General features: G+C 60.5%; 17 protein-coding genes. 4 read left to right on the top strand and 13 right to left on the bottom strand.

Annotated elements, in window-relative coordinates; translation table 11 throughout:
• Positions 1 to 28 precede the first annotated feature (28 nt).
• From VGL38_00790 to VGL38_00730, 13 genes are all read right to left on the bottom strand, one after another.
• The gene (locus VGL38_00790; protein HEY3293953.1) at positions 29 to 1315 is read right to left on the bottom strand and encodes a carboxypeptidase regulatory-like domain-containing protein; all 1287 of its coding nucleotides are present in this window, start codon (positions 1313 to 1315) and stop codon (positions 29 to 31) included.
• Positions 1316 to 1511: 196 nt separating this feature from the next.
• Positions 1512 to 2321 (bottom strand): hypothetical protein, encoded by an 810-nt coding sequence (locus VGL38_00785; GenBank protein ID HEY3293952.1) that lies wholly within the window; start codon positions 2319 to 2321, stop codon positions 1512 to 1514.
• Positions 2322 to 2351: 30 nt separating this feature from the next.
• A complete protein-coding gene (locus tag VGL38_00780) occupies positions 2352 to 4181 on the bottom strand; it encodes a serine/threonine-protein kinase (protein HEY3293951.1) in 1830 nt (609 codons plus the stop codon).
• 124 nt (positions 4182 to 4305) lie between these two features.
• Complete coding sequence (locus tag VGL38_00775) at positions 4306 to 5430, bottom strand: tetratricopeptide repeat protein (protein HEY3293950.1); 1125 nt, start codon at positions 5428 to 5430, stop codon at positions 4306 to 4308.
• Positions 5427 to 6392, bottom strand: coding sequence for a hypothetical protein (locus VGL38_00770; GenBank protein HEY3293949.1), 966 nt, complete (start codon positions 6390 to 6392; stop codon positions 5427 to 5429). The genes VGL38_00775 and VGL38_00770 overlap by 4 nt, the downstream gene beginning before the upstream one ends.
• A gap of 1 nt (position 6393) precedes the next feature.
• Complete coding sequence (locus tag VGL38_00765) at positions 6394 to 7044, bottom strand: tetratricopeptide repeat protein (GenBank protein HEY3293948.1); 651 nt, start codon at positions 7042 to 7044, stop codon at positions 6394 to 6396.
• A 199-nt stretch (positions 7045 to 7243) separates the two neighbouring features.
• Positions 7244 to 8341, bottom strand: coding sequence for a tetratricopeptide repeat protein (locus VGL38_00760; protein HEY3293947.1), 1098 nt, complete (start codon positions 8339 to 8341; stop codon positions 7244 to 7246).
• On the bottom strand, positions 8338 to 9846 hold the full coding sequence (locus VGL38_00755; protein ID HEY3293946.1) for a sigma-54-dependent Fis family transcriptional regulator: 1509 nt from the start codon (positions 9844 to 9846) through the stop codon (positions 8338 to 8340). The genes VGL38_00760 and VGL38_00755 overlap by 4 nt, the downstream gene beginning before the upstream one ends.
• 215 nt (positions 9847 to 10061) lie before the next feature.
• A complete protein-coding gene (gene tmk / locus VGL38_00750; protein HEY3293945.1) occupies positions 10062 to 10685 on the bottom strand; it encodes a dTMP kinase in 624 nt (207 codons plus the stop codon).
• 230 nt (positions 10686 to 10915) lie between these two features.
• The gene (locus VGL38_00745) at positions 10916 to 11440 is read right to left on the bottom strand and encodes a transposase (protein ID HEY3293944.1); all 525 of its coding nucleotides are present in this window, start codon (positions 11438 to 11440) and stop codon (positions 10916 to 10918) included.
• Positions 11441 to 11558: 118 nt separating this feature from the next.
• Positions 11559 to 12401: a prolipoprotein diacylglyceryl transferase gene (gene lgt / locus VGL38_00740; GenBank protein HEY3293943.1), complete on the bottom strand. Its 843-nt coding sequence runs from the start codon at positions 12399 to 12401 to the stop codon at positions 11559 to 11561.
• A gap of 114 nt (positions 12402 to 12515) precedes the next feature.
• The gene (locus VGL38_00735; protein ID HEY3293942.1) at positions 12516 to 13019 is read right to left on the bottom strand and encodes a hypothetical protein; all 504 of its coding nucleotides are present in this window, start codon (positions 13017 to 13019) and stop codon (positions 12516 to 12518) included.
• 339 nt (positions 13020 to 13358) lie between these two features.
• Positions 13359 to 13844, bottom strand: a complete 486-nt coding sequence (locus VGL38_00730; GenBank protein HEY3293941.1) for a hypothetical protein — start codon at positions 13842 to 13844, stop codon at positions 13359 to 13361.
• Between the two features lie 445 nt (positions 13845 to 14289).
• Between VGL38_00730 and aceE the strand changes: the two genes are divergently transcribed.
• From aceE to VGL38_00710, 4 genes are all read left to right on the top strand, one after another.
• Entirely contained in the window at positions 14290 to 16998 is a 2709-nt protein-coding gene (gene aceE / locus VGL38_00725) for a pyruvate dehydrogenase (acetyl-transferring), homodimeric type (protein ID HEY3293940.1), read from the top strand.
• A gap of 398 nt (positions 16999 to 17396) precedes the next feature.
• A complete protein-coding gene (locus VGL38_00720) occupies positions 17397 to 17717 on the top strand; it encodes a hypothetical protein (GenBank protein ID HEY3293939.1) in 321 nt (106 codons plus the stop codon).
• Positions 17718 to 18009: 292 nt separating this feature from the next.
• Positions 18010 to 19314 (top strand): 2-oxo acid dehydrogenase subunit E2, encoded by a 1305-nt coding sequence (locus tag VGL38_00715; GenBank protein HEY3293938.1) that lies wholly within the window; start codon positions 18010 to 18012, stop codon positions 19312 to 19314.
• A 108-nt stretch (positions 19315 to 19422) separates the two neighbouring features.
• Positions 19423 to 20988, top strand: coding sequence for a M20/M25/M40 family metallo-hydrolase (locus VGL38_00710; protein ID HEY3293937.1), 1566 nt, complete (start codon positions 19423 to 19425; stop codon positions 20986 to 20988).
• Positions 20989 to 21013 lie beyond the last annotated feature (25 nt).

Raw genomic sequence — 21013 nt, 5'->3', positions numbered from 1 at the left:
CACGAACGTCTCGACCACCAAACACGGATTACTTCATCAATACCATACGATGAGAGAGACTGAGCCTATTCACCTTCACGCGATAGAAATAGATTCCCGATGCGAACGCGTTGCCGTCCCATGCTACGGTATAGCTACCTGCACTCTGGAAACCGTGGACCACTTCGGCAACCTGCCGACCGGATAAATCGTAGATGGAAAGCTGGACATCACCGGCTTCGGGAATCGAATAGCGAATCGTCGTAGCCGGATTGAAAGGATTGGGATAGTTGCCGGCGGTGATGTAGGACTCCGGCGCGCCGATCACTATGGGTTCACCGGCCGCATCGGGAACCATTGGTCCCATGCCGGTAGTGTCGCCGGGCTGCCGCCAGAACTGGCCGTTGATCTCATAGACAATGACAATCGGCAGCGGTTCACCGGGACACAGAATCTGCCCGCCCACAATGCTCACCTGCTGGCCGTTGACGGGCCGCACCGCGCCATTCTCCGGACTGTAATCCTCGGCGCCGAAATCCAGCCGGAAGTCCGCGCGGGGATCGGTATTGCTGACGGTAATCCAGTAGCTGTGGTGCTCTTCGTGCCAGCCGGGGTCGGCAGTTACAATGATGTGGCCGTTCAGTTCCACGCGAGTCACGCTGTCGGGATCGCAGTCCGAACCGTGGTCGCCGCCGTACCCGCCATGTCCTCCCCGATCCGGGTCCCGCCAGTCGTGACCGTTAATCTGCCAGACGACGACCATCTGCGGCGAGGCGTAGCTGAACAATCCGCCGTGAATCGTGACATGCTGGCCGTCGGTCGGGCGCTCGGCGCCATTGCCGGGAGTGTACCACGGAGGACCGAACGAAAGAATATATTCCGGGCTGGCGTCGTTGTCGGTATTCAGATAGTAGGTCGTCACGCGGTGCAGGCTGTCCGGTCCCACCACGATGGCTGTGCCTTCCAGATCCACCGGCGTCAAACCATCTCCCGGATGGTGCATCGGGTCTTGCAGGTTCAGCGTCACGTGGGTGGTCTGGTTGGCGGCCACATCGATCAGTGCGCTGGCAAATCCTTCGCCGGGTTGGGACGCCGCAATGTTGTATGCGCCCACCGGGACCGAGCGGAAGAGCACTTCCCCGGCCTGATTGGTGTACAGGCCCATATGGAAGTGGTGATGGCCGCCGCCATCGACCGCATCGAGGGTGACAAAGGCTCCCCAGGCAGGTGTTCCGTTGGCGCGATAGACCGTCCCCTGCACCGCTCCCGCCTGTGCAAACACCAGAGTGCTGAACAGCAAGATGAGAGAGACTGCAAGTAGAATACGCTGTACCATCCGAACCTCCTTGGAGCCTACGCTCTGCTCCCGAACTTACTCATGGCAATTGCCTTGCCAACGGTGTAGTTACTGTGCAAGTATACAGTTAACGGTGGCTATCGGTCAACCGGCTGTAATCCCGATGCCCACCTTTGCGCAGGGAATGCGCAGAAACCTAAAAGCCAAAAGGGTAAAAAGCCAAAATTCGGAGGGGTTACCACGCAATGGCCAGCGCAACGCCGCCGGGCTGGGGAGCGAGGGTGATCCGAACGGTTTGGATATGGGGTCGCAGCCAGACGAGGTCGGCCTGGGCGGCGAGGTAAACCAGACTTGCGGCAATCCCTGTCATCCATGTGGCGCGGTAGTCGCGGTTGTAGCGGTCATAGCCGGAGCGGACACGGGCAGGATCGGTTTGCGCCAGATAGTCCTCGCGGGAATCGTGCATCTGTCCGGCTTCATAGATCAGCGCGGCTACGGTCGCGGCTTGGAGGCCGAAAACAACCGCCCCGCGCCACGGATAGCCTTCCTGCCACTGACCGCTGCCGGGGAGCAGCAGATTGGTCAGACGTGCCGTGCGCAGCGAGGGATGCTGCAACAGTTGGCTTTCTTCGCTGCTCCTTCCCGTCCGGTGCGCCGTCTTGACTTCATCGAACAGCACGCGGAACTTGGGACTGACCTGCACCGGATCGAGCGTCAGATTCGGTACGGCATCCAGTGCGCGGGCAAAGTCCGTGCGGGCATCCTCATCGTGCCCCAGCATTATAGCCGCATAGCCCATGAACAGGTTCAACTGCGCCCGCTGATCGGCTGTCAGGGCACTGTTCCCTTGCAGAATCCGCAGCGCCAGCAGTTCGGTCTTTTCATATTGCGCGCTGGCGAACGCGGAATCTACGGCCTGAAGATCGGGAGTGGTTTGGGCAAAGGAGGGAGAGGCTAAAAGCCAAAAGGCCAAAAAGCCAAAAAGCCAAAAGCGCAGATACAGCGATTGTTGCGCTCTTGCCGTTACGATGGAAAACACGCTCATAGCAGTCATGCGGATGGGGAATTCTCCACGCTATTTTTGGATGGAGGCCTGGCCGTGGGAGAGGTCCATCGAGATGGCGACGGTTTCTCCGGCGGCAATCTGGAAATCCTGCTGCAGGGTAGAAAGTTGGGGATGGGAGACACGCACGGAATGATGTCCGGGAGAGACAAACAGCGGGCGAGGCAGGGGAGTGGTCCCGATGTGCTCGCCGTCCAGATACAGTTCGCCCCACGGCTCCACATTCACCCGCACCAGCGCGGCATGGTCGGCCAGGCGGATGTCGGCGCGGGACTGTGCGCTGGACAAATTCAAGGTTACCTGCACCGGAGGAAAGGCGGGGTTGCGCAGCACCAGCGTCTGACTGCCGCCGGGCACGCGCACCGTGCCGCTAAACGGCGTGGTCCCAAGCTGCACGCCATTCAAATACACCTGTGCCCACGGCTCGGTCGTCAGCGCCAAATTCACACTGTCGGGAATAGCAGTCGAGGCCGCGGCAATCTGTGGTGCGGATGATAGGGTTGCCTTGACCCCTTCATCCTTCATCCTTCCGCCTTCATCCTTCCCTTCCGGCGCTGCTCTGAATTCCGGCTCGGAAGGCGTCGCCGGCGGAGTCTTTATCGGGTCCTTAACGTCATCTTTCATCCTTCCGCCTTCATCCTTGGCCGCAGTGTCCGGCTTAACCGGCACCACCGAGGCCGGCGTCTGCCCTTCATCCTTCATCCTTCCACCGTCAACCTTGCCTCCCCACGGGTACCAGAGCATCATCCCACCCCAGAAGGCGATCACGGCCACGGCGGCGGCCAGATATTTCAGGTCGCGTTTGCGGTTGCGCGGGCGAAGGTACTCGGGCTTGATGGCGGTCTTGCGGGGACGGCGGGAGACGAACAGGCCGATAATCACCAGCGGCACCATCAGCAGATCGAAGGTGTGCGTGTCTGCCGGAAACTGCTTGCGCAGCAGCCACAGCGCCAGCAGAATCAGCACCAGAATCAGATAGCGCGACAGGCTCACCTGCGGGCGTGCAACAGGCTCTTCCTTCACCGGCACGCGTTCACCTAAAAGACTGCGGGCTGCATTGGCGGAAGCGGGACGCGCCGCGGGATCTTTCTGCAAAAGTTTAGAGAGCAGTTCGCGCGGACGCTCGGGAAGGTCGACAATCGCCGGATGCTTGAAAGATGGTTCGGCGTCGCGCACGTTGCGCAGCGTCTCCATCATCGTCTGGCCGGCAAAGGGATTTTCGCCCGTGGCGGCTTCATAGAGCACTACGCCCAACGAGAACAGATCCGAGGTCTCGCCCGGCTGGCCGCCTGCCGCCTGCTCGGGCGACATATAGGCGGGCGTGCCCACAATCGCTTCATGGTGCGTCAGCTTGGGAGCATCCCGCAGCGCGGCTAAAGAAAAGTCGGTGATCTTGAAGGTCAGTTCCTGCCCTGAGTCGGCCACCAGAATATTTTCCGGCTTCAGATCGCGGTGCAGAATGCCCACGCTGTGCAGCGCGGCCAGTCCCGCCAGAAGCTGCGAAGCCAGCGCGGTGAAGGCTTCTCCTGCAAAGGTCTCGCCCTGTGCAATGCGCGCGCCCAGCGTGGTGCCGTCCAGCCATTCGAGGAGCATATACAGCCCCTCGTCGGGGTCTTCGCCGTATTCGTAGATCCGCACCAGATTGGGATGATCGAGCCGCGCCACCGCCTTGGCTTCCCGCTCAAAGCGCGCGCGGATCTCTTCATCCTTGGCCAGCGCCGGATTCAAGCATTTGACAAACACCGGCCGCTCGAGCACACTGTCCCGAGCGCGAAAAGCCAGCGTCAAATCTCCGCGCTGGATCAGTTGCCTGTCTGTGAGTCTTTGGGAAAGAGGTTTCAAAAAAAGGATGAAGGCTGAGGGATGAAGGATGAAAGCAATAGCCCGGACGCAGGGAGCGCATCCGGATGGTAGGCAGCAAGGGATACGGAAGGTGCATCCCTTGCTGCCTTAATCATCTAACGAATCAATGCCGTCCGCCGCCGCGACCGCCGTAGCGGCCGCCACGGTTGTGGCGGCCGTAGGGCATGTAGCCGTTGTTGGAGCCGGAATCGAAATTCCAGCGGTCACTGATAATCGGCACACCCGCCGCGCCGTGATAGTCCGGCGAGGAGCGGAAATCGGTGGACGGGGTCACGCTCTGGAAATACTGCGGGACCACACTCTGCTGGTACAGCGGTTCCACGCCGCGATAGACGGGCCTCGTGCGCGGCGAAGAGGGAGTGGGACCGTTGCCGCCCCGGTTGCCGCCGTCTTCATCGCCGTTGTAATAGTAGTCGCCGTAGGTGTGCCGCCGGTGGTGCCTGCCCGCGTTGCCGTACAACTCAGTGTAGCCCTGCGGCGTGATGTCTTCATAATAGGTGGCCACAGGCTGGCCGAAGGACTCGCCGAACGGCTGTCCATACGCGGAATTGGGATTCCCGTAGCCCGGGCCGTATTCCAGATAGCCCTGTGGGCTCTGCGGCGACGGCGCTTCTTCCTCGTTGCCGTCACCATTTTCCTGATCCGGCGTGGGCGCGCTGCCGCGGTTGCGCGCGTTGGGCGTTGCTTCCGCGGGGCCGCCGCGTGTCACCCGCGTGATGCCACCGCGATACGGCGTCTCGGGAGGCGTCGCTTTGGCATAGGCATTCAGCGCTTCATCATGGCGGTTCAGCGAATCGAGGGTCTGGCCTTTCCAGCGCCACACCATCGTGTCCGCGTTGCCCAGCGTCAAACTCTTGTCGAGCGAGGTCAGGGCCTGCCCGTACTGCTTTTGATCGAAGTAAATTCTGCCCTGGATCGCCCAGGAGGTCCGGTCGAAAGGCGCGAGCTGCACGGCCTTGTCGGCGGCGGCGCGGGCCTCTTCATAGCGTTTCAGTCTCTCGAGCGCGCGGGCTTTGCCGATCCACGCGTCGGGAGAATCGGGCTGCAGCGCGAGGGATTCATTGAAGTAATAGAGAGCCGAAGTGGCCAGACCATGTGCCATATCTTGTCTGCCGAAACGCAGAAAATCCTGCGCCTGGCTCGAAGGGTCTGTAGCCGGGCCGGGATCGGCGGCGGCATACAGGCAGACCGTAAGCACGGCGAGTAAGAGAGCTGCTGCACGTTTCATGGCTGTCTCGTGTTTGTCGTATCGGTTGCATTCGGAACGGTGCCGCCCCGGGCGCCTTTGCGAACCGTGTTCACATAGCCGTGGGCACGCTCGCGAATCTGCGCATCGGGGCACGTTTGGCTGATGATATCCAATTGCGTGAGCGCCGTGGAATCGCCCGTGAAAGCCGCCGTAACCACGGCGCCGAACGCGCCGAGCCGGGCCCAGCGACTGGTGTCGGTGTTCACAAGATGCGTCAGGGCCAGCAGGTCGGGCGCTCCCGGATTGCGGGCGATCAGATCCACCGCCTGTTTGGTGACGCTGACGCTGCGCTCGGAAGAGGGCAGCGCCAGAATCTGCCGCGCCGCATCATGCAAAGAGTCCGGCCGCTGCAGCTTGCCATAAAGCGCGCTGGCCGCCAGCAGCCGGCGGCTGAGGTCCGGAGAGCGCAGGGCGCGATAGAGCACGGGAAGCGCTCGCTGATCGGCCGCCAAATCGTTGTACAGCCCGCGCGCTTCCAGCACCGGCGCGGCATTTTCCCAGTCGCCCCACGTAATCAGAGTCTGCGCGGCAAACACCTGCAAGGTGTCGTTGTGCGCAATCAGCGAGCGCAGCGCCTGCTGCGTGGTGTCATTGCGGAACAGGGCCAGCAGTTCCGCGGAGTGAAACCGCAGCAATGGCGGCCCGCCGGGCGTGATGCCCTGCAGCGCCCATTCCTGCAATGTATCCTTAAACGGCGCGATGTTGCCCGTATGGCGCAGATCACGCCAGCAGATTTGGTACACGCGCTCCGGCAGGGAGTCTTCCTTCAGCGCATCCCAGCAGAGCTTGAAGCGGTCCAGCGCCCACTGCGGCGCGGGAGCGGCTTTTCCCACCGGCGGCTTGTGCGCCGTCGAATCGGGCGCGGCAAGGGCCGACGAGAAAAGCCAAAAAGCCAAAAAGCCGAAAAGCCACAATTTCAGATGCCGGAGAGGTGCATGCATACTATCGGCGGAGCACTCCTTCAAAATCCGTGGTTCCCCGCATGGCATCCAGTGTCGAATCACTCTGCGCCCTGGACACGATGGCGGTGTCGAGCTTTACCGCGCTCTTCAGATCGGTGTAGAAGCGCGTGGTATCTCCCTTGGCCAGATAGGTCTTGCCCCGCGCGTAGAAAATCGCCCCCAGATTGGGCCGCAGTTCGAGGGCCTGGTTGTACTCGGCAATGGCGTCGTCATACCGTCCGGTCTCGGCCAGCGCAAGGCCCCGCTCATAGTGGGCCTGGTCCCAGTCGGGTTGAAGCTGCAGTGCGCGGGTAAAGGCCATGTTGGCATCGGGGGCGCGATGCAGTTTCAAATAGAGCATCCCTTTGGACAGCCACGGCTGCGGGTATTTATCATCCAGCGCAATCGCGCTGTCATAAGCCGCCATGGCCTCGGTGGGCTTGCCGAGCAGTTCCAGCGAATACCCTTTCCCCTGCCATGCCTGCGCCGAACGCGGATTCTCCCGCAGCGCCATTTCGAAGGCCTGCAGCGCCTGGTCATACGCCCCCGCCTTGCCCTCTTTGGTTCCTTCCCGCAGCCACTTCACCTCTTTGCGCTGACACGCTGCAAGGAGCAGGGCGAGAACGAGGAGCAACGGAAGAAGAAAACGCATGTAGACCCTTAAGAAAAGGCTGAAAGGCCGAAATTGCTGATAAATGCCCTTTGGTCTCCGAGGCCAAATGCTGTCCTTCGGACTGACGGCCGGAGGCCGCCGCTAGGGGCGGGCAAGGGGCTTCAGCCCCTTGTCTCTGGTCCTTCCCCCTTTGAAAAAGGGGGAATAAGAAGGGGGAATAAGAAGGGGGTTTTGCTTTTTACTCCGTGAGCGCCTTGAAATCGGTGTCGTCCATCAGGCTCTTGAAGTCGCCGTCCTTGCGGGCGGTCTCCTTCATCGTGGGATCCAGCGCAACCGCTCGCCGCAGGTTCGTCAGTGCGGCGGCCTTGTCTCCCTTAAGCGCATATACGCAGGCACGGTCATACCACGCGCCGGGGAATTTCGGCACGAGGTCTATTGTCTTATTATACGCGGCAATCGCCTCATCGTACCGGTTCATCCGCGCGCAGATCACGCCCTGTGCATTCCATGCATCCGGTGAACCGGGCGCGAGAGTTGTGGCGCGATGAATGGATTCCAGCGCGGGTTCCAGACTGTCCATATTAGCAAGCGCCTGTGCGCGGCCAATCCAACCAATCGCGCTGTCCGGCAAAATCTCCGTAATCCGCGTGAACGCCGTCATGGCCTGATCCATCTTGCCGACTTCTCCCGAGGCCAGAGCCTTGGTCAGCCAGCGCTGCGGGTCATTGGGCTTGGCGGCGATCATCTGGTCCAGGAAGGCGAGCATCTGCTCGGTGCGTCCGAGCTGCGCCAGCGCCGCGGCCTTGTTCATCCACAACTGGTCGTTGTCCGGATCGAGCTTGATGGCCTTGTCGAAGGCTTTCAGAGCATCGTCGCCGCGATTCAGATGCATCAGCGTCGCGCCCTTGTTTGACCACGTGGGGCCGTCCTTGGGCTCGATCTCCGTCGCATGGTTGAAAGCCTCCAGAGCATCGGCATAGCGCTGCATGTCCACCAGTGCGCCGCCCTTGTTGGACCACGCCTTCCAGTCGGTGGGATCGAGCATGATGGCCGTGTCGCAGGCAGCGACGCCTTCGGCAGAGCGGTGCATGGCGGCCAGCGCCGCGCCTTTGCCGCGCCACGCTTCGGCATAGGTTGGTTTCAGGCGGATGGCGTTTTCGAACGCGGCAAGGGCCTGTTCCATCTCCCCGGCCTGCACAAATTCAAAGCCCTTGTCATACCAGACCTCCGCCGAGTCGGCGGGGGCGGCTGAGGTTTGCGCAGACGCTGGCGCAACGGCGGCAACGAGGCACATCAGCACCAGGCCGCAGCCCATGCCGGAGAGCACGCGCTTCATAGGCGAGTTCCTTTTTCGTTATCGGGTTTCAGGTCGGCTCCCTCGGGCGATTCGATGCCGTCTTCCCATTCCTTGAGGCGGTAGTGCAGATAGCGGCGCGAGATGCCCAGCACCTCCGCCGTGCGGCTCTTGTTCCCGCCGCACTGGTTCAGCACGAACAGGATATGCCGCTTCTCCGCGCCCTTCCAGCTCAGATCGTCGAGGCTGTCCTGCAAGGCCATGCCTTCGGGCAGCAGCACGTCATCGGCTTCGATCCGGTCGCCGCGCGCGACGACCATCGCCCGGGCGACGGTGTTCTCCAGTTCCCGCACATTACCCGGCCAACCGTAAGAAGTCAGCCGACGCAGCGCGTCGGGAGAGATGCCGCTGGCCCCGCGGCCCTTGGGAGCGTATTTGTCTAAAAAATGCCGGACCAGATGCGGCACATCCGTGGCGCGGGCGCGCAGCGGCGGCATGGTCACCGGCAGAATATACAGGCGGTAAAACAGATCGTCGCGGAAGCGGCCTTCCCTGACTTCCTTGCGCAGATCGCGGTTAGTGGCGGTAATAATCCGCACGTCGGCCTTGCGCACTTTTGTGTCGCCCACCGCGCGGTATTCCCCTTCCTGCAGAAAGCGCAGCAGCTTGGTCTGCAGGTCGGCGGGAATGTCCGCCACTTCATCCAGAAACAGCGAGCCGCCGGCGGCGGCTTCCACCAGGCCCTGCTTATCGGCGGTGGCTCCGGTGAAGGAGCCTTTCTTATGGCCGAAGAGTTCACTTTCGAAAAGCTGATCGGACACATTGCCGCAGTAGAGCGCGAGGAACGGTTTCTCCTTGCGCGGGCTGCGGGTGTGAATCTCCCGCGCGGCCAACTCTTTGCCTGTGCCCGATTCGCCGAGAATCAGCGCGGGCAGATCCGATCCGGCCACGCGTTCGATCAGGTTAAACAGCTCCTGCATGGCGGGAGATGATCCCACCAGTTGCCCGGCCTCTCCGCTCTGATGACTGCGGCGCGCATGCTCATAGCGCCGCGCGTTTTCGATGGCCAGTGTGGAGAAGGCCGCCAGCGTGGACAACGGGCCAAGATTAGCCTTCAGAAAGCGCGTGCGGTCCGAGCGGCTGTCGAGGTAAATCGCGCCGAACACTCCGCCCTTGCCGGAGAGCGGCATGATCACTGCCGACTGAATGCCCTGCAGAATAATCGAGGAGCGGCCCGAGAAGCGCGGGTCTTCAATCGCGCTTTCGGTGAGCACCGGTTCACCCTTGGCAAACACATCGTCGAGCATCGAAGAGGAGACGTCGGCCAGAGTGCGCGGCTGCCCGGCGCCTTTGTAACTCTGCGCGGCCACCTGCGGCAGTCCCTGCTCATCCTTCAAAAAGACCATGGCCGTTTCCGCGCGCATGGCGCTGGCACAGGCGGTCAATACGGCATCCAGCACCTCGGAGAGCGGCCGCAGTTCAAACAGTTTTTGACCCACCGAAAGCACCTGCTCAGTGGTCAGGATGCCGGAAGAAGGTTCTGCCATATTATTTTGTTTTCACACCTTGGAAAAATCCGAAATGCTGAAAGAAATACCCCCCTTGGTCCCCCCTTATTCTAAGGGGGGAGACCAGACCCCCTGAATCCCCCGTAAACGGGGGAGATCCGACGGCCCTTCCCCCTTTGAAAAAGGGGGAATCAGAAGGGGGTTCTTCTCCCTTCTCTTACTGTGGGACCCCGATTTATCACGGGACGGGAAAGTCAGGATAGGGGCAATTTCTCTTCCAGCGCCTGCTTGATCTCTGCAAACACCGCGTCTTCGCTCTGCGTGGCGTCGATCAGCACCATGCGGCCGGGATGGCGCGCGGCGAGGTCGTGATAGGCGGCGCGGGTACGCTCGAAAAAGTCATGGGCATTCTGCTCGAGGCGGTCATTTTCCATTCCCGCCTTGGCGCGCCGCGCACAGGAGGTCGGCCAGTCCAGATCCAGCACAAAGGTCATATCGGGTGCCAGTCCGCCCGTGGCAAAACGGTTGATTGCTTCGATGGCATCGAGGCCCAGTTCGCGCCCGCCGCCCTGATAGGCCGACGACGAATCATCGTAGCGGTCGAGAATCATCACCGCGCGCTCTTTGGCAAGATGTGGCCGCACGGTCTGCTCCACAAGCTGCGCGCGCGAGGCCGAATACAAAAAGAATTCCGCGCGGGCGGTCATCTCACTCCAGCGCGGGTCCAGCAGAATGGCGCGGATGGCTTCTCCCAGCCGCGTCCCGCCCGGTTCACGCGCCACCAGCACATCAAAGCCGCGCGCCTTCAGGTAGTTTTCTGTGCGGGCAATCTGTGTTGACTTCCCGCTGCCGTCGATGCCTTCAAAGGTGAGGAACAAGGTGCTTCTCTTTTTTTGCCCGCCGAGCACCCAACCCCTGCCGAGTCGGGTTGAGCCGGACCATTCATTCACATGCGCCGAGGACACAACCCGACCTAACCCTTGCCGAGTCGGGTTGAGCCGGATCTTTCATTCACACGCGCCGAGGACACAACCCGACCGAAACCTTGCCGAGCCGGGTTGAGCCGGACCATTCATTCACATGCGCCGAGGACACAACCCGACCGAAACTAAGCCTCCGCAGCCCGCCCCGGTCCGAAGACTTCTCCAGTGAAAGGATTCGTCACTGTCACTATGCCATGACCTGCACCGGCATAATCCCGGGCGCTGGACCATAAGTACTTCTCAACCTCATCGGCAAGCCCCCGCCGTAGTGGGTTGTAGTTCATGTACGACAGCCGGGTTGCCGCCGCTTTGGAATTTGGTATGGGAACATCATCGAAGTGCGGGAGCCACAGCGATGATGCCGTGTAGGACTTCGGGCGCGCATATGCCGAGGTTTCGCGCTTGAAGGCCTGCATAAACTTTGAGATGATGAGCCCTTCCTCCACTTGCCGCAATAGGGTGTGGATGTGGTCGGGCATCAGAACATAGCCACAACAATCAAGACCGAACCGCTGCAAGCAGCTTTCAAACCGTTTCAGAATGCGCGTGCAAACCGCCTCCTCCACAAACCATTTCCCTCGCACTGCGGTAACGGTGGTCACGAAGTGGAGGGTGTGAGGGTAAGAGTAAAGTGCGTGCCGACGGCGCATAGTTTCGGCCGGGTTGTGTTCTTCGTCACGGTCAGTACGGCGTTCGGCTCAACCCGGCTCGGCGGTGCGTGGGGTGGCATTTCGGCCGGGTTGTGTACTCGGTTCTGGCTAAGGCATCTTACGGCTCAACCCGGCTCGGCAGGGTTGAGGCATTTGACCGCGCCGCACCTTTCCGGTACGATCTCCACAGCAAGTACGCGCCGCAAACCACCATGATGGCGGACAGGACCTGCGAGACGGTCAGGCGGAAGGCGTCGGTCTGAAAGACGATCATCTCGTTTTCGTACCAGCGCAGGCTCTCATTGAAGAACCGCCACACACCGTACGCCAGCAGAAAAATGCCCGTCATGCGGCCTTCGGGATGGCGATGGCGGTCATAAAACATCATCGCGCCGAACAGCAGCAGCATGGCGGTGGTTTCATAAAGCTGCGTGGGATGGACCGGCGTGTTGGGGAAGATGTACCCCGCCAGGCTGTCCTTGGGAAAGACCACGCACCACGCGGCGTCACACGGTTCGCCGAAACAGCAGCCGTTGAAAAAGCAGCCCACCCGGCCAATGGCAATTCCCAGCGCCGTCGACGGAATAAACAGATCGGTGGTCGACAGGAATGTGTGGCCATGCCGGCGGGAGTAATAATACACCGTGGCGAACGCCGCGGCCACACCGCCCAGCAGCACCAGGCCGGCAATGCCGATCTGCCCGTTGTGCTGCACCGGCGAGATAATGTCCAGCGGATGCTGCGCGAACTCATCCCAGTGGGTGACCACATAGGCGAAGCGCGCACCCACCAGAGAGAAGATCAGAATCATGATGGACAGGTCGAGCGCGTACTTGGCTCCAAAGCCGTGCGCGTCCGCCCGTTTCATGGCAATCCAGATTCCCAGCCCAAACGCCACCGCCATGGCCAGGCCGTAGGTGTGCAGGGAAAAGGGACCGATGGTGAAGAGAATGGGGTACATGCAAAAGAATGCTGAAAGGCTGAAAATCTGAAATGCTGAAAGACGACCCGCGCCGAAGGAGGATGGCGTGCGTTCCTCGTTCATCGTTTATCGTTCATCGTTCCGGACACGTGTTTACATGCCGTTTGAACTCAACAATATACGGTCTTTCTCCGCGACGTTCAAGCGACCTTCGGAAATCAGTTTATCCAGATACTCGGCCCGCAGCCGCGGCAGAATGTCCGGGGTCAACCGCACCCGGTCGGGTCCGGTAAGCCGCGAGCGGAGGAAGTCGGTGAACTCGTGGCCTTCGAAGGGGCCGGACGCCCTGCCGGACGATTCTAAGAATTCTTTCTTTGAATCTAAAATAGAATTCAATAAAGACTCTTTACTCTTAGAATGTGCCGGTGGGCTGTCGGTTGAATGCGATTTCCCCTTTCCGGAAGGGCAGAAGTTAAGCGGGTCCTCGGAACTGAGCAAGTCGCTGATTTCGTTGGACGCATCCCCGTCGGGAAAAAGTGTCAAGATGGTCACCTTATGGTCGGTATTGATGACCGCCAGTCCGTTGGCCCGCAGTGCCCGCAAAAAGTCCCACACTGTGGAGCGGTGCCAGCCCCAATCTTCGGCCAGCCGGACCATGGAACACAAGACTTGATAAGGCTTTAACGTTACGAGTTCACCCCGGATCCGGACCGTGCTCGGATACAGGCTGGCCCGCCTGAGGAGATCATGATAGGCCTCATAAGGTGTCCGCCGGACATTGGGGGGCCAGAGAAAGCTCCCGAAGAGGGAGCAGGGGGCAATGCGAAAAGGTTTGCGCATCATATGGGAAAACCTTTGGTTAATCCATCTGAACATCCGGGCACTAATATACACCTGAAATGCCCCGAACGCAAGCTGCTTTTTGCTTTTTTGTTCAAGTTATGAACACAACAGACCTTGGAGCGCCCTATCCGCCCCGGGGGTCTGCTTTCTGTTCTAAGCCTTTACCAGTTTCTTTTCGAAATCCCTCACTTTGGGAGGCTTCTTGCCCGCACCAAGTTCAATAAAATGTCCCTCGGCTTCGAGGTAAGAGGCCTGTGCCTCCGTGCCGCCGGGCAACTTCTCATTCAGACTGCCATCGGGCCGGATCACCCGCCAGTAGGGAGTAATCCGGGTTTTGCCTTCGGCGCGGTCTTCTTCGGCAGCCTCGGCGGCAATGCGAATGAAGATCCCGGTAGATGTCGGGCAGGCGCACTCGGCTCCGGCCTCTGCCGCAAGCTTGGAGCGCATTTGTGCCGAGGTGATGAGCTTGCCCTTGGGTACCGTGCGGATCATCGCGTCCACATCGTGCGGCGTGGAGACCAGCATGGTGGCTCCGCCCATTCTCTTTTGACCTTCGAGCGGAATCTGCACGATCTTCGGCTGCTGCTCGGTCTGCATCTTCTCCCGCCAGCTCTTGCGGGTGGTGGCTTTGGGTTTCATGAGGGCTCCATGAAGGAATATCTTGCGGTGTTGCTATTTCATAGCACGGCCCAAACCTTCGCGGCGGCAGGGCTCTTGGGACTTGGCCCTGCCCCGCTGGGCGATACCGTCAAAGAGGGCCTGCCGCGCCCAATCCTGCCTAAGCGGGCATGCGAATGCTCCAGACGCATGCCGCGGCGAAGGATAGGCTGTAGTGGGTGCCAGCAAAATATACACACGAAAATCCTCAAAAGCACGAGCATTGTGAATTTATGAACAGGTGCCGGGATGGGAAACCCATACGAGCCACGCCGCGTGAAAGAACAAACTTGAGCAAGTGCCTCCCATTTGACCTTCCGCCTTGAGATCCTTATATTTCAAAGCTTGCGGAGCCCTGTGGACATTGACCTTCAGGTTACGCCGCCGTACTTAATCAAACCGTGTTTTAGAAACTACCGTACCCCTTATGAATGACATTACCCACAAGAGCCCGATAGAGCGGAATGGCCGGGATGGCCACACCATTGATCTGGACCCCACCGAACTGCGTGAATGGATTGATTCTTATGATTATGTGCTGAAGTCGGAAGGTGCCCAGCACGCCGGAGAACTGCTGCGCCGGGTGCGCGGCTATGCCGAACGGCAGGGTGTGCCCGTCACCATGACGCTGAACACACCCTATGTCAATACCATCCCTCTGGAGAATCAGCCGCCTTTTCCCGGAGACCGGGAGATGGAGCGGCGGATCAAAAGCCTCACCCGCTGGAATGCTCTGGCCATGGTGGTGCGGGCCAATCGCCGTGACCCGGTGATCGGCGGGCACATTTCCACCTACCAGTCCATCGCCACCCTCTACGAGATCGGTTACAACCACTTCTTTAGAGGCAAGAATGATCCATCGGGCGGAGACCTGATCTATTTTCAGGGGCACTCCTCTCCGGGCATCTATTCCCGCGCCTTCTTAATTGGCCGCCTGACCGAAGATGATCTGGACAATTTCCGGGCGGAACTGGCTCCCGGCGGCGGACTGTCCTCCTATCCGCATCCGTGGCTGATGCCGGACTTCTGGGAATTTCCCACGGTGTCGATGGGCCTCGGGCCGATCATGGCGATCTATCAGGCGCAGTTCAATCACTATTTGCAGGATCGCGGTCTGAAGTCTGTCTCCCAGCAGAAGATCTGGTGCTTTATGGGCGACGGCGAGTGCGATGAACCCGAAGCTCTCGGCTCAATCTCTCTTGCCGGACGCGAGAAGTTGGACAATCTGATTTTTGTGGTCAACTGCAATTTGCAGCGGCTGGATGGCCCGGTGCGCGGCAACGGCAAGGTGATTCAGGAACTGGAAGCGGTGTTCCGTGGCGCAGGCTGGAATGTGATCAAGGTCATCTGGGGAGAAGACTGGGATCCGTTGCTGGAGCAAGACCATGACGGCGCCCTGCTGCGGCGGATGGAAGATGCCCTCGACGGCGATTATCAGAAGTATTCGGTGGAACCGGGCAGCTACACCCGCGAGCATTTCTTCGGCACCGATCCGCGTCTTCTGAAGATGGTGGAGAATCTCTCCGATGACCAGATCCAGCGCATGCGGCGCGGCGGCCATGATCCGCTGAAGGTCTATGCCGCTTACAAGGCGGCGGTGGAGCACAGAGGAAGCCCTACGGTTATATTGGCCAAGACCATAAAAGGCTATGGCCTCGGAGAAGCCGGCCAGGCGCGCAATGTGGCCCATCAGCAGAAGAAGCTGGAGACGCAGGCGGTGCGCGAATTCGCCGACCGTTTCCAGATCGAGATTCCCCGCGGCTCCGAGGACACGGTTCCCTACTTCAAGCCGCCGGAAGACAGCCCCGAGATGGTCTATATGCGCGAGACCCGCGCGCGGCTGGGCGGCTTTGCTCCCAAGCGGATTGTCAGTTGTCCGGGACTCGATCTGCTGCCTTCCGACTTTATGGATGAGTTCTACAAGGGCACGGAAGGCCGCGAAGTCTCCACCACCATGGTGATGGTGAGGATTATCGCCAAGCTGCTGCGGGATCCCAAGCTCGGCAAGCTGATTGCGCCGATTGTCCCCGATGAAGCGCGGACCTTCGGCATGGAATCGCTCTTCCGGCAGTTCGGCATCTACTCCCATATGGGCCAGCTCTACCAGCCGGTGGATGCGGAGAACCTCTTGTACTACCGCGAGGCTACCGACGGACAGATCCTCGAAGAAGGCATCACCGAAGCCGGAGCGATGAGCGCGTTCATTGCGGCAGGCACCAGCTATGCCAACCACGGCCTGCCGGTGATTCCGTTCTTTCTGCTCTATTCGATGTTCGGACCGCAACGCATCGGTGACCTGCTGTGGGCGGCGGGTGATATTCGCACGCGCGGCTTTTTGATCGGCGCCACGGCGGGACGGACCACGCTGGCCGGAGAAGGCTTGCAGCATCAGGACGGGCACAGCCATCTGCTGGTCTATCCGCATCCCACGCTCCTCGCCTACGATCCGGCCTATGCCTATGAATTGGCGGTGATCATCCGCGACGGCATGAAGCGGATGTACACCGATCAGGAATCGTTGTTCTATTACATCACCGTGATGAACGAGAACTACGCGCAGCCGGCCATGCCCGACGGCTCCGAAGAGGGAATCCTGCGCGGCGCGTACAGGCTTCGCGGTCCGCTCGAGCCGAATGCCAAACCGGACCTGCATCTTTTGGGCAGCGGCACCATTCTGAATGAAGTGGTGCATGCACAAGAGATGCTGGCGGAAAAGTACGGTGTTTCTGCCGATGTGTGGAGCGTGACCAGTTACAAGTCGCTCTACTATGATGCCATGTCCGCCGACCGTTGGAACATGCTGCATCCCTCGGACAAGCCGCGCGTGCCCTATGTCAGCGGCCTGTTTGCCGGATCAACTCAGCCCTTTGTGGCGGCCAGCGACTATGTGAAGGCGCTGCCCGATTCGATCTCGGCGTATTTGCCCGGCCCGCTGCACTCTTTGGGCACCGACGGCTTTGGCCGCTCCGATGGCCGCGATTCCCTGCGGGCCTTCTTCGAAGTGGATCGCCGCTATGTGACCTATGCCGCGCTGTATCAGCTCTTCCGCGCTGGCAAGCTCAAAGCCAATGTCCTGGCGCAGGCCATCAAGGACTTGCAGATCGACCCGGAAAAGGAAGAGCCGGTGAAGGCGTGATCGGAGAAAAGGCTGAAAGAAGACGGGGTGTAGGGGAGGGTTAAGCGCAAAATCTTGCCGCTTGAACAAGGCAACACGCGCAACCCTCCCGCGCAACAACCACCGCACATCCCAATCCCTGCATCCCCAACCCCTGCCGAGCCGGGTTGAGCCGGATCGCATTTTTACATCCACCGAGAACACAACCCGGCCGAAACCATGCCGGGATCATAACGGGCGGGTTGCGCGGGCTGCTGGTCACCGATGATATTCTGTTTCCGGTGATGGATATTCCCGCTTGCAGCGCGGGGCGATTTAGACACCGTCTTTTTGCCCATAGGCGACGGTGTGGCGGTCAGTGTGAAGCGATAATGGAACGGTCTGAATAGATATGAAACGCAGTAACAGGAGATCTAATCATGGTGCTAACCGTATTGGAAGCGGAAGTCTCTCCGAGACAGTGGAATGAACTGAAGGCGGCCTATCAGGAACTGGTTAAGAACTCCGTGCCGGGACAGACACCGGTGCAGAGCCTTCTGTTGCAGAGCGATGAAGACGTCAACGTCTGGCGGCTGATGGGTGTGTGGAACACCCGCGACGACTTCGACGCCGTACGCAAGGCGGGCACGCCGCGCGGCGTGCTGATGTTCCGCAAGCTCGGTGTTGAGCCCGCGATGTCGCTTTTCGAAGTGGTTGCCACCACGATGATTGCCGATGCCATTCCGGCGTCGCAACACTGACCGGGAACGGAACCCCCCTTAGTCCCCCCTTATGCTAAGGGGGGAGACCCGACCCCCCTTACCCCCCGTAAACGGGGGGAGACCCGATCTGCCCTTCCCCCTTTGAAAAAGGGGGAATCAGAAGGGGGTTCTTTCCAAATCCCACTACGCGCCACGCTCCCGCGTGGTGCATCCAATGAATCCAGCAGCGGGAGCGTGCTGGCTAGTGGCCATCACGAAGAGATCCTGCATCTCTGAAAAGGAACATACATACCAACGAACATTTCATTCAAGACTATACGCGGAGACAGTCATGTTAGTGGATTTTAAGCTGCCGGATTTAGGGGAAGGCATTGACAGCGGTGACGTGGTGCGGATGATGGTGAAGGTGGGCGATGAGATCCGTGCCGAGCAGCCGCTGGTGGAATTGGAAACCGGCAAGGCGGTGGTGGAGGTTCCCTCCAATACCGCCGGGCGCGTAGCGGCCATTCTGACCAAGGAAGGCGAGAAGGTCACCGTCGGCCAGCCCTTAGTGAAGATTGAAACCGATGCGTCCGCCGATATTTCCAAGGTGGAAGCTGTGCCCGCGCCGGAGCCCGAGAAGGAGCGTCCGCCGCAAGTCGAACGCAGCGTACCGCCCGCGCGCGATCATGTCTCGCCGCAACTGCGGCAACCGGCACCGGCCTCGCCCGCGCCGGGAACAGCATCTAATGGCGGTTCGCGCGACGGAGTGGATATTCCCGCCTCGCCGATTGTGCGCCGCATGGCGCGCGAACGCGGAATCGATCTCTCCACCGTCAAGGGCAGCGGCTCGGGCGGACGGATTACCGAAGAGGATTTGAAAACCGCGCAAGCGCCGCGACCGATTGCTCCCACTATGGGCGCCGCCGCGCAGTTGCCGGACTTCTCCCGCTGGGGCAACGTCGAACGCAAGCCCATGACCAGCGTGCGGCAGGCCACCGCCGAGCATCTGACGCGCGCCTGGACCACCATTCCGCAGGTCACGCAGTATGATCATGCGGACGTCACCGAACTGGATGTGCTGCGCAAGCGGTATGCGGCCAATGTCGAGCAGATGGGCGGCAAACTCACCGTGACTGCCGTGCTGCTGAAGGTGGTAGCTTCCGCGTTACGGCAGTTCCCGCGCTTCAACACCAGTGTGGACATGCCCGCGCGGGCGATCATTGCCAAGGACTATGTGAATGTCGGCGTGGCGGTGAATACGGAGCGCGGCCTGTTGGTGCCTGTAATCCGCGACGCGGACAAGAAGAATATTCTGGATCTGTCCGTGGAACTGGCCAAGCTTACCGAACGCGCCCATAAGCGCGAACTGAAGCCGGCGGACCTCGAAGGCGGCACGTTCTCGATTACCAATCTCGGCACCATCGGCGGCACGCACTTCACGCCCATCATCAACTGGCCGGAGGTGTCGATCCTCGGCATCAGCCGCGGCGCGATGGAGCCGGTGTGGAAAGAGGACAAGTTCGAACCTCGCCTGCTGCTGCCGCTGTCACTGTCCTATGATCATCGCGTGATCGACGGCGCGGATGGTGCACGGTTCCTCCGCTGGATCTGCGAGGCTCTCGAGCAGCCGTTCTTTCTGGCCTTGGAAGGATAAAAACTTCTCCCCAGCACGCTGATTAGGTGGCCGGTTCCATCCGGCCACGCCCCACATGTTGGTGACAGAAATAGACATGGCAGGCCATGTCCCTATCTCGGATGTCCTATGCGCACTGCTCTTCTCCTCTTCCTTACAGCCTTTCAGCTTTTCAGCCTCTCAGCATTTGGAGCGGCTCCGCCGTATCCGCCCAGCGCGTCCATTCAGGCCGTGGTCAACCAGATCAGCGCGGATAGCCTGCGGGCGTATATCGAGCAGCTTTCATCCTTTCACACACGGCACACCTACAGCGATACCGCCAGTGGCACCGTGGGCATCGGCGCGGCGATGGGGTGGGTAAGGGCGAAGGCCGGCAGCTTCGGCACGGACGGACGTTACTTCGAGCTGGTTCCGTACACGCAAAGCTGGGGCGGGCAGCCGGTTGTGCGGCATAATGTGATGTGCCATGTTGTGGGTACGGAAAATGACTCGGTGCGGTACCTGATCGGCGGACATCTCGATTCCCGCGCGGCCAACATCAGCGACGTCACCAGCCTTGCTCCCGGCGCGGACGACAACGGCAGTTCGTGTGCGGCCTTTCTCGAACTGCTGCGCGTGCTGCCGGATTCCTTTGCCCACAACCTCGATGTGATCTGGTTTACGGGCGAGGAAGAGGGCCTCTATGGCAGCGCGGCCCTGGCGAACGAGATGGCTACGCAGCAAGAGCGCGTGGACGGGATGATCTGCATGGACATGATCGGCCACATTGCGCTGGCCAATGGCGCGGTGGATTCTTCTTCGGTGCGGCTCTATGCGGACGGCGCGTCCGATCAGGGCGGCACCTCCAGCCCTTCGCGTCAGTTGCAGCGGTATCTGCGCTGGGTGGGGGAGAGCTACGTGCCGGACTTCGACATGCACCTGATTGCCGCCGCCGACCGCCCCGGACGGGGCAGCGACCATTTGAGCTTTTCCGCCGCGGGCTTTCCGGCGTTGCGCGTGATCGAGCGCAATGAAGACCTCGCCTTTCAGCACAACCCCAATGATGTGATCGGCAACATGTCGTGCAGCTATGCGCGCAAGGTGGCGATGGTCACCTTTGGCGGACTGCTGACCATGCTGCAATCTCCCGCCCGTCCCGCACCGCCGCTCCTGAACTGGGAAAATGCCACGCTGCTGCACGGACAGATTCCCGACAGCGTAGCCCTTCCCCAAGGCGGGCACTTCTTTCTGGCCATCCGCAACTACTACAGCTCGGATTTCGACTCCATTGTAGATCTGGGCACGGGCCGCGAGTTCAGCTACACCGTTGCCGATCAGGCTGTCATCTACGGTTTCTCCATTTCCCGCTCCAATGCGGCGGGCTTTCCATCGCCGTTCTCTTCAGAGATTCAATCCTTCACGGCGGAGGCCGGCCCTGCGCGCGACCTGCTGCCCAACCGCATCAACCTGCATGCTTATCCCAATCCCTTCAATAATGACGTGACGCTGTCCTATGAGCTGCCCGTTGCCGGCACGGTTCACCTGAGCGTGTTCGACATCATGGGCCGCCGCGTGGCGGATCTGGTCAGCAGGCCATTTTCCGCGGGAACGCAACGCGCGGTGTGGTCACCGCAGCGCGCGGCCAGCGGTATTTATCTGGTCCGGCTGGATACCGACCACGACACCATCACACAAAAAATCCTCTATCTGCGCTGACAAAACCCGCCCGCCTTACCTTCGG

The organism is bacterium (genome assembly GCA_036504735.1).
Classification (GTDB): Bacteria; Electryoneota; RPQS01; order RPQS01; family RPQS01; genus DASXUQ01.
The sequence above is the reverse complement of the archived record's forward strand: the minus strand, read 5'-3'. Positions and strand labels throughout refer to the sequence as shown.